This window comes from Proteus sp. G2626, from assembly GCF_009915985.1.
GTDB lineage: Bacteria > Pseudomonadota > Gammaproteobacteria > Enterobacterales > Enterobacteriaceae > Proteus > Proteus vulgaris.
Map to the genome: position 1 here is coordinate 1 of NZ_JAABNH010000002.1, position 13,259 is coordinate 13,259.

The window sequence follows — 13,259 nt, forward strand, 5'->3', positions numbered from 1 at the left end:
CTGTGAGGTATGCTGGAGGTATCAGAAGTGCGAATGCTGACATAAGTAACGATAATGCGGGTGAAAAACCCGCACGCCGGAAGACCAAGGGTTCCTGTCCAACGTTAATCGGGGCAGGGTGAGTCGACCCCTAAGGCGAGGCTGAAAAGCGTAGTCGATGGGAAACGGGTTAATATTCCCGTACTGGTGGTAACTGCGATGGGGGAACGGAGAAGGCTAGGTTGTCCGGGCGACGGTCGTCCCGGTTCAAGCATGTAGGCAGAGTGATTAGGCAAATCCGGTCACTTAATGCTGAGGTGTGATGACGAGCCACTAAGGTGGTGAAGCAATTGATGCCCTGCTTCCAGGAAAAGCCTCTAAGCTTCAGGTTACCAACAATCGTACCCCAAACCGACACAGGTGGTCAGGTAGAGAATACTCAGGCGCTTGAGAGAACTCGGGTGAAGGAACTAGGCAAAATGGTGCCGTAACTTCGGGAGAAGGCACGCTGGCGGTAAGTGAAGTCCCTTGCGGACGGAGCCGAAGCCAGTCGAAGATACCAGCTGGCTGCAACTGTTTATTAAAAACACAGCACTGTGCAAACACGAAAGTGGACGTATACGGTGTGACGCCTGCCCGGTGCTGGAAGGTTAATTGATGGGGTTATCCTTAGGGAGAAGCTCTTGATCGAAGCCCCAGTAAACGGCGGCCGTAACTATAACGGTCCTAAGGTAGCGAAATTCCTTGTCGGGTAAGTTCCGACCTGCACGAATGGCGTAATGATGGCCAGGCTGTCTCCACCCGAGACTCAGTGAAATTGAACTCGCTGTGAAGATGCAGTGTACCCGCGGCAAGACGGAAAGACCCCGTGAACCTTTACTATAGCTTGACACTGAACATTGAGCCTTGATGTGTAGGATAGGTGGGAGACTATGAAGTGTGGACGCCAGTCTGCATGGAGTCAACCTTGAAATACCACCCTTTAACGTTTGATGTTCTAACCTAGGTCCATAATCTGGATCGGGGACCGTGTCTGGTGGGTAGTTTGACTGGGGCGGTCTCCTCCTAAAGAGTAACGGAGGAGCACGAAGGTTGGCTAAGCATGGTCGGACATCATGCGGTTAGTGCAAAGGCATAAGCCAGCTTGACTGTGAGAGTGACGGCTCGAGCAGGTACGAAAGTAGGTCTTAGTGATCCGGTGGTTCTGAATGGAAGGGCCATCGCTCAACGGATAAAAGGTACTCCGGGGATAACAGGCTGATACCGCCCAAGAGTTCATATCGACGGCGGTGTTTGGCACCTCGATGTCGGCTCATCACATCCTGGGGCTGAAGTAGGTCCCAAGGGTATGGCTGTTCGCCATTTAAAGTGGTACGCGAGCTGGGTTTAGAACGTCGTGAGACAGTTCGGTCCCTATCTGCCGTGGGCGTTGGAAGATTGAGAGGGGTTGCTCCTAGTACGAGAGGACCGGAGTGAACGCACCACTGGTGTTCGGGTTGTCATGCCAATGGCATTGCCCGGTAGCTAAGTGCGGAAGAGATAACCGCTGAAAGCATCTAAGCGGGAAACTTGCCTCGAGATGAGTCTTCCCTGTCACCTTGAGTGACCTAAAGGAACGTTTAAGACTAAGACGTTGATAGGCTGGGTGTGTAAGCGTAGCGATACGTTGAGCTAACCAGTACTAATGAACCGTGAGGCTTAACCTGACAACACCGAAGGTGTTTTGTCTGAGAGACGAAGAGTAGATAAAGTAGGCTTGTTTAAGATTGATATTACTGGCGACTGACCGAAAGGAAAGAAGCGGGTAATAAAACCGAATTTGCTTGGTGGCCATAGCGCAGCGGTCCCACCTGATCCCATGCCGAACTCAGAAGTGAAACGTTGTAGCGCCGATGGTAGTGTGGGGTCTCCCCATGTGAGAGTAGGGAACTGCCAGGCATTAAATTAAAGCATTAGTGTTGTAAAACATTAAGTGCGAAAAGAATACGCGGAGCGGTAGTTCAGTTGGTTAGAATACCTGCCTGTCACGCAGGGGGTCGCGGGTTCGAGTCCCGTCCGTTCCGCCAACTATTTAGGGGCGTAGTTCAATTGGTAGAGCACCGGTCTCCAAAACCGGGTGTTGGGAGTTCGAGCCTCTCCGCCCCTGCCAGTTACCAATTAAGTAATAACAAAATTTATACTTCTTTGTAGCCCAGTTAATTAACTGGGCTTTTTGTTATCTATCATTCTCTAAATCTTCCTTCCTAAGCATTGATTATGCTCTAGCCTAACAAATCGACAACATACATTTTCCTATACCAATATATCAGTATGATACTATTGTTATTTATTCTCATTAATGAAAAAAATAATGCTTAAGTTCTAGCGTTATTTATTGATAACCATAAAGAAATCTAAACTTTATTCATGGTTGATAGGCTGTTTTAATAGCTGTTGTATTAATGCTTGTTGATCACTGGTATTTAACCAAACAGCAAATAAAGGTTTTTGAATAATATCTGTTGAGGCTGGCGTAAGATCAGAATAAAGATCACGCCAATGTGTGGGGAGAAAAGCGACAGCATGTGTTGTTTTCATTAATTGATAGGCAATTATTGCTGAATTAGTGGTTAAAATAGGATCAATTTTCGGTTCTGTTCCATTAGGAAGAAAAGACTGAAAATCAGCACTCCACTCTATTTTGATAAATTGTGCTATTTCTTCTATTTTATCTGATTTTATTTTCATCAACTGAAAAGTAATATCACCAATAATTTTGCTTTCTAATTCATCCATCTTAGGTGCTTCAGTTGTAAAAAGAAGATCAAGTTCTCTTGCATGAAGTTGTTTTACAAGAGATTGCCTTGTAGAGACTCTAGATTCGATTCTGAGCTCTTTTCTTTCTAGATAAGATTCCTGTAACCAAGATGTTAGATAGGCTTCCCAGAGTGATGCTGTGGCGCCAATTGATAGTTCAGAATGTTGAGAAGCATGGCTAATTTCTTTTTTAGCTAAAAGCCATGTATTCATTAACGATTCAGCATAAGGAATAAGCCTTTCACCGGCGACTGTGAGGCGGATATTATTGCGATGGCGGGTAAACAGATTTGTGCCTAATTGTGTTTCTAATTGCCGTATTCTAAAACTAACCGCAGATTGCGTTAAATAAAGAGATTCAGCGGCTCGGCCAAAGTGTCTAGTCTTACTGACTTCCAAAAAGGTTTTCAGTAATTCGGTATCCACATCTATCTCCAAAAAAATTTGTCGTTACGATTTAAATATTTTGTTTTACAGAACCGCATGACTATCTAATACTCCGCGCCATAAGTATGACGATAGAGAATTAGGAGTGTGTCAGATGGCAGAAAGTTTTATCACGACTAATCGTTTTTTTGACAATAAACATTATCCGCGTGGTTTTTCTCGTCATGGCGATTTCACTATCAAGGAATCCCAGATATTGGAACGTCATGGTCAAGCCTTTAATGAACTTGATCTAGGTAAACGAGAACCTACAACTGAAGCGGAAAAATTATTTGTTGCCATGTGTCGTGGCGAACGAGAAGCAGCAACGGTTGAAGAAAAAATTTGGAAGAAATACACCAGTCGTATAAGTCGTCCAAAACGTTTTCATACATTATCGGGTGGAAAGCCACAGCTCGATCCATCTGATGACTATACCGACTCTGATGATTAATATCATTAGTTTTAGTAAAAAGGAGCGTTTTTTCGCTCCTTTTTATTTATCCATCTAATTGCTTTTGTAAGTAGATCATTAATCTATCCATTGCGCGAAAACTTAATGCTTCAATTAAATGATTTCTCTGTATTTTCTCTTCACCAGCAAGATCTGCAATTGTTCTCGATACTCTTAAAATTTTATGCCATGCTCGTATAGATAATCCTAATTTATTGAGTGTATCTTCAAGAAAAGTTGCATCACTGGTAGTTAATGCGCAATAGCATTCAATTTCTTTTCCTGTTAGATAAGTATTCACTTTTCCGCATCGCGCAAATTGTTGTTCTCTTGCTTTTAAAACTCGTGCTCTAATTGTCATGCTGTTTTCTGTCGCAAATGAGGGATGAATAAGTGCGCCTTGAGGAAGAAGGGGCATCTCGACAGATAAATCAAACCTATCTAAAAAAGGTCCAGAAACCTTGCTTAAATAGCGCAGGATCTGTTTTATTGGTGCTCGATTGTGATTACCTTGATAGTGCCCTGTTGGGCTTGGATTTAATGCACCGACCAATAATACGTTGGCTGGGTAGCTTATTTTGGCTTTTGCTCGTGAAATAGTAATTTCTCTAGCATCTAGAGGTTCTCGTAGTGCATCGAGTACACGGCGTTCGAATTCAGGCAGTTCATCTAAAAATAAAATACCGTGATGTGCTAATGTAATTTCTCCTGGTTTAGGAAGAGCCCCTCCTCCTGTTAAAGCAACAGCAGAGGAAGTATGATGTGGGGCTCTAAATGGTCTTGTAGGCCACTTTTTTTCATCAAATGTTATTCCTCTTAAACTACTAATGATTAATACATCAAGTGCTTCTTTAGCAGTTAAAGGTGGAAGAAGCGTACTTATCCTTTGCGCTAACATTGTTTTCCCTGTTCCCGGTGGGCCAAGAAATAAAATGTTGTGATTTCCTGCTGCTGTAATTTCTGCAGCTCTTTTGGCATTGCTTTGACCAATTATATCGCTCATATCTTTATTATCTTGACTTTCAATTGCGTCATTAATAATAAATTCTTCCGTTTCAATTAATGGCGTATTATTTTCTAGATGATGACAAATTTCTAAAAGATGAGAGGCTAATAACACAGATCTATTTGGTAATAATGCAACTTCAGTCTGATGTTCTGTTGATACAATGCATATTCGACGATCTTTTGAAGCACTAAGAATTGAAGGAATAATGGCGTTTACTCGTTGTAATTTTCCAGAAAGTGCAAGCTCTCCTATAAACTCATAACGTTCTAATTTATCTGAAATTAACTGTTCTGATGCAATTAATATTGCAAGTGCAATAGGTAAATCATAACGTGCCCCTTCTTTGGGTAAATCAGCGGGCGAAAGATTAATTGTTATTCTTTTGGCAGGATAAATATACCCACTATTAATTAATGCACTTCTTACTCTGTCTTTTGCTTCTTTTACGACAGTTTCAGGTAATCCAACTAATGTTAATCCGGGTAATCCCTGACTAATATGAGCCTCAATAGTAATAAGCGGAGCTGATATTCCTAAAGAGGCACGGGTATATATTATTGCTAATGCCATTTTTTATTCTCCATTATTTTTTTCTTTTTAAATTATTTTTCTTTTTGTGTTAAATAGAGAGGTAAATAAATGTGAGATATCTCGAAAATAACATAAGATATTGAAATTCAATAAATAAATAATTTAATAGACAATTAATTAAATTAATATGAATATAATAAAAAGTATAATTGGTTTTTAACTTAAAATAATAAAATGCAATAGTAGAAAAAATAAAATAACCTGTTCTTTATTAGTATTAATAACTTTAAAATAAATATTTTTCAGTATAATATTCCGATGAATGTTTGTGATATAAAAAACATATAAAATTCATTGAGTTATAATTATTTTAAAAATAAACGTTGTCAATTCTAAAATATCATGATAACTCTAAAAGGACAGAGTGAAAGAAAACACAACACAACATAAAAACATACATTTTAAATAAGAAAAGAAGTTATAAAACTATGAATACTATCGTCCTAGTGATTAGCCTAATTATTGTCAGCGTGGTGGTGATTATTAACCCACCGTGCGGGGCTGCACTAGGACGAAGAAAGGCTAACTAAACTAGCCGGATCTCTTAAAAACCCCCGCACCGAAAGGCGCGGGGGTTTTTTTTGAGCCTGAGTTTGAAAAAGAGATTAAATTGAAAATAAATTTAAATTAAACAAGAAGTTAAGATAGCAGGGTGAGAGGATGAATGGAGCACAGTGGTTAGTACAGGCATTACGAAAACAGCAAGTTGAAACCGTCTTTGGTTATCCTGGTGGTGCGATCATGCCTGTTTATGACGCACTCTATGATGGTGGGGTTGAACATATTTTATGTCGTCATGAACAAGGTGCTGCCATTGCTGCTATTGGTTTTGCCCGTTCTACTGGCACAACGGGTGTTTGTATTGCGACATCAGGCCCAGGCGCTACTAATGTTATCACTGGACTTGCTGATGCATTGTTAGATTCTGTGCCTGTTGTTGCCATCACGGGGCAAGTTGCCTCTGATTTAATTGGGACTGATGCATTTCAAGAGATTGACGTTTTAGGTCTTTCGTTGGCATGTACTAAACACAGTTTTTTAGTCTCATCGGTGGATGAGTTACCAAGAGTATTATCAGAGGCATTCTCTATAGCCTCTCAAGGTCGCCCAGGACCTGTTTTAATTGATATTCCTAAAGATGTTCAATTGGCTGATGCTTCCCATTTATCAAGCTATGAATTACCTGAAGAACAAGAATTTCCTTACCCAACACAAGAGCTAGCACAAGCTAAGCAAATGTTATCACAAGCACAAAAACCTATTTTGTATGTCGGTGGTGGTGTTGCCATGAGCAATGCCGTGGAAACGTTAAGAGAGTTTGTGAAGCAAACAGAAATGCCAGTTGTTTCCACTTTAAAAGGATTGGGTTGTGCTGATGCGTTAGATGCTAACTATTTAGGCATGTTAGGTATGCATGGCACTAAAGCGGCAAATTATGCTGTTCAGCGTAGTGATTTATTAATTGCTGTTGGTGCGCGTTTTGATGATCGCGTCACGGGGCGATTAAATACTTTTGCACCTAATGCCAAGGTTATCCATATCGATATCGATCATGCAGAATTAAATAAATTGAAACAGGCGCATGTTGCGTTATTGGGAGATGCTAAGGCGTTGTTGCCTGTTTTGTCTCAGTCATTATCTATCGCATCTTGGCAACAAGAAGTACAAGAATTAAAAACAGAGCACGCTTGGCGTTATGATCATCCGGGCTCTGCAATTTATGCACCATTATTATTAAAACAATTATCAGATGCGAAACCTAAAAATACCGTTGTGACAACAGATGTTGGCCAGCATCAAATGTGGTCGGCGCAACATATGACATTTGATGTACCTGAAAATTTTATCACCTCGAGTGGTTTAGGTACCATGGGATTTGGTATCCCAGCTGCTGTTGGTGCTCAAATAGCTAGACCAGATGCTTGTGTTATCTGCGTTTCAGGTGACGGCTCTTTTATGATGAATGTGCAGGAACTGGGCACAATCAAACGTAAACAATTACCAATCAAATTGGTGTTATTAGATAACCAACGCCTTGGCATGGTTCGCCAATGGCAAGAGCTATTTTTTGAACAACGTTATAGCGAAACCATTTTAACAGACAATCCAGACTTTGTTGCCTTAGCCAAAGCTTTTGATATCCCGGGGCAACGCATTACAGAAAAAGCACAAGTTGCTGATGCAATAAAATGTTTATTAGAGAGCGATGGCCCTTATTTACTACAGGTATCTATCGATGACGCTGAAAATGTCTGGCCTTTAGTTCCGCCGGGCGCAAGTAATGATGAGATGATGGAGAAATCAAAATGAACCAACACAATATCACAATTGAAGCCCGTTTTTGTCCAGAGATCTTAGAACGTATCCTGAGAGTTATCCGCCATCGTGGTTTTCATATATGCTCAATGAACATGAGTATCACGGAAAGTAATAATATCAATTTAAGTCTGACAGTAAGTAGCCAGCGCCCATTAGAACTTCTGTGCAGTCAGTTAACAAAATTAGCTGATGTTGCAGGTATTCAAGTATCACATCAACAGAAAGAAAAAATAAGATTCATTAGTGCACTCAGTGCCATGTAAGGATAAAAGAATGACAAAGCAAGCTGATTATATTTGGTTTAACGGTGAAATGGTTCCATGGGCTGAGGCAAAAGTACATGTTATGTCTCACGCATTACATTATGGAACTTCTGTGTTTGAAGGTGTGCGTTGTTATGATTCTCATAAGGGTCCTGTGGTCTTTCGCCATCGTGAACATATGCAACGTTTACATGATTCAGCAAAAATTTATCGTATGCCTGTTGAGCAAAGTGTTGACGAATTAATGGAAGCATGTCGCGCAACTTTACGTAAAAACAAATTGGTCAGTGCTTATATTCGTCCATTAGTTTTCATTGGTGATGTTGGTATGGGGGTGAATCCACCAGCGGGTTATAAGACAGATGTGATTATTGCTGCATTCCCTTGGGGAGCCTACCTTGGTGAAGAAGCCTTAGATAAAGGCATCGATGCGATGGTTTCTTCTTGGCATCGTGCAGCTCCAAATACGATCCCAACTGCAGCAAAAGCCGGTGGTAACTATTTATCTTCATTATTAGTGGGTAGTGAAGCGCGTCGTCATGGCTATCAAGAAGGGATAGCGTTAGATGTTCATGGCTATTTATCTGAAGGTGCGGGTGAAAACTTATTTGAGGTAAAAGATGGGGTTATCTTTACGCCTCCATTTACGTCGTCAGCTCTGCCAGGGATCACTCGTGATGCCATTATTAAACTGGCAAAAGCTCTGGGTTATGAAGTCCGTGAGCAAGTACTTTCTCGGGAATCACTTTATCTTGCAGATGAAGTCTTTATGTCCGGTACAGCAGCAGAAATTACACCGGTACGTAGCGTTGATGGTATCCAAGTAGGTATCGGACGTTGTGGTCCTGTGACCAAAGCGATTCAAAAAGCGTTCTTTGGTCTATTTACGGGGGAAACAGAAGATAAATACGGCTGGTTAGATCCAATCAATTCATAAACATAATCAAATAAATTTGTTTAGCGGGTAGATGTTCCCTACTCGCTTTCTTTATCGCAGGAGTGTGAAAAATGCCTAAATACCGTTCAGCAACAACGACACATGGCCGTAATATGGCTGGAGCCCGTGCCTTATGGCGTGCAACGGGTATGACTGATGCTGATTTTGGTAAACCCATTATCGCAGTTGTGAACTCATTTACGCAATTTGTACCTGGTCATGTGCACCTGCGGGATTTAGGAAAACTGGTTGCTGAGCAAATTGAAGCCGCGGGTGGTGTTGCTAAAGAATTTAATACCATTGCAGTTGATGACGGTATCGCAATGGGGCACGGTGGTATGCTCTATTCTTTACCATCGCGTGAACTTATTGCTGATTCTGTTGAGTATATGGTTAATGCGCACTGTGCTGATGCAATGGTGTGTATCTCAAACTGTGACAAGATCACCCCAGGTATGTTAATGGCGTCTTTACGCTTAAATATCCCTGTTATTTTTGTTTCAGGTGGCCCTATGGAAGCGGGGAAAACGAAGCTTTCAGATCAACTGATCAAGCTGGATCTGGTGGATGCCATGATCCAAGGCGCAAATCCAAATGTGAGTGATGCTGATAGTGAGCAAATCGAACGATCGGCTTGCCCAACGTGCGGATCGTGTTCAGGTATGTTTACTGCAAACTCCATGAACTGTTTAACAGAAGCACTGGGATTATCTCAACCCGGAAATGGTTCATTATTAGCGACACACGCTGATCGTGAAACACTGTTTATCAATGCTGGTAAGCGTATTGTTGAATTAACTAAGCGCTATTATGAAAAAGATGATGAATCTGCATTACCGCGCAATATCGCTAAAAAAGAAGCCTTTGAAAATGCGATGATCTTAGATATTGCAATGGGAGGCTCGACAAATACGGTTCTGCATTTATTAGCAGCCGCACAAGAAGGTGAGGTTGATTTCACTATGGAAGATATCGACAGACTTTCTCGCCAAGTTCCTCATTTATGTAAAGTGGCACCAAGTACGCAAAAATATCATATGGAAGATGTTCACCGTGCGGGGGGAGTTATGGGGATTTTAGGTGAATTAGACCGAGCCGGATTACTCAATCGCAATGTGGGTAATATCTTAGGGTTAAGCTTGCCAGAAACGTTAGCGAAATATGATGTGATGTTAACTCAAGATGAGCAAGTAAAATCCATGTTCCAAGCAGGTCCTGCAGGTATTCGTACAACAAAAGCTTTTTCTCAAAATTGTCGTTGGCCGACCTTAGATACCGATCGTGAAAATGGATGTATCCGCAGTAAAGAGCATGCTTATAGCCAAGATGGTGGATTAGCGGTGTTATCCGGTAATTTAGCGGAAGATGGTTGTATTGTTAAAACTGCCGGTGTTGATGAAGATAATTTAATCTTTAGTGGTCCTGCTAAAGTGTATGAAAGCCAAGATGATGCGGTAGAGGCTATTTTAGGTGGAAAAGTAGTGGCAGGCGATGTGGTAATTATTCGCTACGAAGGACCTAAAGGTGGTCCAGGTATGCAAGAGATGCTATATCCAACCTCTTATTTAAAATCAATGGGATTAGGAAAAGCTTGCGCACTTATCACCGATGGTCGTTTCTCTGGTGGAACATCAGGTTTATCTATTGGGCATGTTTCACCTGAAGCGGCAAATGGTGGCGTCATTGGTTTAGTGGAAGAAGGCGATATTGTCTCTATCAATATTCCAACCCGAGAGATCTCATTAAAGGTAGATGATAAAACGTTATCAACTCGTCGTGATGCACAAAATGCCCGTGGTGATAAAGCATGGACACCACAAAATAGACAGCGCCAAGTTTCGTTTGCCTTACGTGCTTATGCCTCTTTAGCCACCAGTGCCGATAAAGGTGCGGTGCGTGATAAATCTAAATTAGGGGGCTAAGAAATGGCTGCCTTTAGACCTTTAAATTCAGCGCCAAGTAGCGCTGAATATTTAAAAGCGGCGCTGAGCGCACCTGTTTATGAAGCCGCAATAGTAACTCCGCTTCAAGAGATGACAAAAATCTCTGAACGTTTAGAAAATACGATTTTAGTTAAGCGTGAAGACAGACAACCAGTTCATAGCTTTAAATTACGTGGTGCTTATACCATGATTGCTGGATTAACGCCTGAGCAAAAAGCGAAAGGTGTCGTGACGGCGTCAGCGGGGAACCACGCACAAGGTGTTGCGTTGTCAGCCAATCGAATGGGAGTAAAAGCACTCATTGTGATGCCAGTGGCAACAGCAGATATCAAAGTTGATGCTGTTCGCCAATTTGGTGGAGAAGCGTTGCTTTATGGTGCTAATTTTGATGAAGCCAAAGCAAAAGCTATCGCGCTATCTGAAGAGATGGGATACACCTTTGTCCCGCCTTTTGATCATCCTGCGGTAATTGCAGGACAAGCAACATTGGCAATGGAACTTTTACAACAAGATGTTCATCTTGACCGTATTTTTGTGCCTGTTGGTGGCGGTGGTTTAATTGCAGGTGTCGCGGTATTAATAAAACAACTTATGCCAGAGATTAAGGTGATTGGTGTGGAAGCTGAAGAAGCTGCATGTTTAAAAGCGGCTTTAGAGGCAGGACATCCCGTTGAATTAGCAAGAGTTGGATTATTTGCAGAGGGTGTTGCGGTTAAACGTATTGGCGATGAAACTTTCCGTTTATGCCAAAAATATGTTGATGATGTGATCACTGTTGATAGCGATGCTATTTGTGCCGCAGTAAAAGATTTATTTGAAGATGTGAGAGCAATTGCAGAGCCTTCAGGCGCATTGGCATTAGCAGGACTTAAAAAATACGTTGAAGAGCATCAAATAAAAGGGGAACGTTTAGCCCATGTACTTTCTGGTGCAAATGTGAATTTTCATGGTTTACGTTATGTTTCTGAGCGTTGTGAATTGGGTGAGAAACGTGAAGCCCTGTTTGCGGTGACTATTCCTGAACAAAAAGGCAGTTTTTTACGTTTTTGCCAAATTTTAGGTCAACGCGTTGTCACTGAATTTAATTATCGTTATAGCGATGCTGATCCTGAAAATGCACGTATTTTTGTCGGAGTGCGTTTAAGTCAAGGGCTACAAGAGCGTAAAGAAATCTTACGCGAGCTGACAGTCGCTGGTTATCAAGTTGCTGATTTATCTGATGATGAAATGGCAAAATTGCATGTGCGTTATATGGTGGGTGGTCGTCCTAATAAACCGCTTAAAGAGCGTCTTTTTAGTTTCGAGTTCCCTGAATCGCCAGGTGCTTTAATGAAGTTTTTAAAAACATTAGGGACTTACTGGAATATCACACTATTCCATTATCGTAGTCATGGTACTGATTATGGACGAGTGCTGGTGGCATTTGAATTACCTGAGACCGAAGGGCGCTTTGAACGGCATTTAGATGACTTGGGGTATGAATATCATGATGAGACAGGAAATCCCTCTTTTCAGTTGTTCCTGTCACCACAAACAAAAAGTTTAGTCGTGGAGTAATCGCCAAAACGCGCTGATCACAGGCTCTTTAAGGCGTTTGTTTAATCCACAAACGCCTAGCTCGAAAGGCTCTACCATTGAAATATTATCGAGCAACGAGATGCGATTACGAACGGGCTCTGGGCAGTTATCAACGACAACTTGTGGAATAAGCGCAATACCACAACCTAATGCGACCATTGAGACAATTGCTTCATGTCCTGAAACCGTCGCATAAATTAAAGGGTTATGGATACGATGTCGCTTAAACCATAACGCAATTCGTTGTCGTGATGGACCATGTTCAGGAATGATAAACGGAATATTGAGCCAGTCGGGTTTCTCTTGCGTGGCAAGATGGCGAACATTACAAGGTAGCGCTGGTGCAATTAGCACTAATGGGATTTCGCCTATTTTTTCGAAGCAAATATTTTCCGGTAGTTTTTCCGGTTTCCCTGCAATACCTAAATCCGCTTCGTCAGATTGCACTTTATCAACAGCATCAGCGGCATCACCTGTCGTGAGTTTTATTTCGACTAATGGGTTTTCAGCTCGAAAACGGTCAAGAATAGGGGGTAAATGACTGTAAGCGGCAGTAACAGAACAAAATAGGCGTAACTCACCAGAAAGGCTAGGGCTATTTTGATTTAGCGTGTGTTTAAGTTGCTTATATTGCAACAAGGTTTGTTGGGCATAGCGCTTTAATTGTTCGCCAGCATCAGTAAGAGTGACTTGTCGGTTGTCACGTAAAAAAAGTGGGTGGCCTAAGCTTTCTTCAAGACGTTGAATTTGACGAGATAGCGTAGAAGGGCTGACATGCATGGCATGTGCAGTCTTGGTGAAATGACAACTTTCCGCTAAATGCAAGAAAAGCTTGAGATCTCGAATATCCATTGTCAGCCACCTATTTGAAGTAAAGAAAAAGAACGTTGCATTTTTTGCAACATTATCTTGTAAATATATCAATTTAAGCAATGGCTTTCATCCCCTATAGTAAAGTCATGCA

10 protein-coding genes, 2 tRNA genes and 2 rRNA genes are annotated in these 13,259 nt (G+C 41.6%); 11 read left to right on the forward strand and 3 right to left on the reverse strand.

The annotated features are described in order from the left end of the window. The 4 genes from GWJ05_RS00300 to GWJ05_RS00315 all read left to right on the forward strand — a co-directional run. Positions 1-1,685: ribosomal RNA gene (locus tag GWJ05_RS00300) — 23S ribosomal RNA — on the forward strand; the annotation flags it as partial. A gap of 116 nt (positions 1,686-1,801) precedes the next feature. Beyond that, positions 1,802-1,917, forward strand: a 5S ribosomal RNA gene (rrf, locus tag GWJ05_RS00305). A gap of 51 nt (positions 1,918-1,968) precedes the next feature. Beyond that, a tRNA-Asp gene (locus GWJ05_RS00310) sits at positions 1,969-2,045 on the forward strand. Between the two features lie 7 nt (positions 2,046-2,052). Beyond that, positions 2,053-2,128, forward strand: a tRNA-Trp gene (locus tag GWJ05_RS00315). A 251-nt stretch (positions 2,129-2,379) separates the two neighbouring features. Here GWJ05_RS00315 and hdfR read toward each other — a convergent pair. Continuing rightward, positions 2,380-3,201 carry an HTH-type transcriptional regulator HdfR gene (gene hdfR / locus GWJ05_RS00320; protein WP_036939636.1) on the reverse strand — a complete coding sequence of 274 codons (822 nt, stop codon included), beginning with the start codon at positions 3,199-3,201 and terminating at the stop codon, positions 2,380-2,382. Between the two features lie 115 nt (positions 3,202-3,316). On the opposite strand from hdfR, the gene GWJ05_RS00325 reads away from it, so the two are divergent. After that, on the forward strand, positions 3,317-3,655 hold the full coding sequence (locus GWJ05_RS00325) for a DUF413 domain-containing protein (protein WP_036939631.1): 339 nt from the start codon (positions 3,317-3,319) through the stop codon (positions 3,653-3,655). 46 nt (positions 3,656-3,701) lie between these two features. Here GWJ05_RS00325 and GWJ05_RS00330 read toward each other — a convergent pair whose 3' ends face one another. Then, positions 3,702-5,234 (reverse strand): YifB family Mg chelatase-like AAA ATPase, encoded by a 1,533-nt coding sequence (locus tag GWJ05_RS00330; protein WP_087803783.1) that lies wholly within the window; start codon positions 5,232-5,234, stop codon positions 3,702-3,704. A gap of 449 nt (positions 5,235-5,683) precedes the next feature. Here GWJ05_RS00330 and ilvL point away from each other — a divergent pair, with 449 nt between their 5' ends. The 6 genes from ilvL to ilvA all read left to right on the forward strand — a co-directional run bounded on the left by ilvL (position 5,684) and on the right by ilvA (position 12,274). Beyond that, entirely contained in the window at positions 5,684-5,785 is a 102-nt protein-coding gene (gene ilvL / locus GWJ05_RS00335; protein WP_071788577.1) for an ilv operon leader peptide, read from the forward strand. Positions 5,786-5,915: 130 nt separating this feature from the next. Beyond that, positions 5,916-7,565 carry an acetolactate synthase 2 catalytic subunit gene (gene ilvG / locus GWJ05_RS00340; protein WP_036939626.1) on the forward strand — a complete coding sequence of 550 codons (1,650 nt, stop codon included), beginning with the start codon at positions 5,916-5,918 and terminating at the stop codon, positions 7,563-7,565. Then, complete coding sequence (gene ilvM, locus GWJ05_RS00345) at positions 7,562-7,837, forward strand: acetolactate synthase 2 small subunit (RefSeq protein ID WP_036939623.1); 276 nt, start codon at positions 7,562-7,564, stop codon at positions 7,835-7,837. Before ilvG ends, ilvM begins: the two co-directional genes overlap by 4 nt. A 10-nt stretch (positions 7,838-7,847) precedes the next feature. Next, positions 7,848-8,774 carry a branched-chain amino acid transaminase gene (locus tag GWJ05_RS00350; RefSeq protein WP_036939620.1) on the forward strand — a complete coding sequence of 309 codons (927 nt, stop codon included), beginning with the start codon at positions 7,848-7,850 and terminating at the stop codon, positions 8,772-8,774. A gap of 71 nt (positions 8,775-8,845) precedes the next feature. Beyond that, a complete protein-coding gene (gene ilvD / locus GWJ05_RS00355) occupies positions 8,846-10,696 on the forward strand; it encodes a dihydroxy-acid dehydratase (RefSeq protein ID WP_036939617.1) in 1,851 nt (616 codons plus the stop codon). A gap of 3 nt (positions 10,697-10,699) precedes the next feature. Then, entirely contained in the window at positions 10,700-12,274 is a 1,575-nt protein-coding gene (gene ilvA / locus GWJ05_RS00360; RefSeq protein WP_036939615.1) for a threonine ammonia-lyase, biosynthetic, read from the forward strand. Here ilvA and ilvY read toward each other — a convergent pair. After that, complete coding sequence (ilvY, locus tag GWJ05_RS00365; protein WP_036939612.1) at positions 12,260-13,147, reverse strand: HTH-type transcriptional activator IlvY; 888 nt, start codon at positions 13,145-13,147, stop codon at positions 12,260-12,262. The two genes, ilvA and ilvY, sit on opposite strands and share 15 nt — an antisense overlap. Between the last annotated feature and the right edge of the window lie 112 nt (positions 13,148-13,259).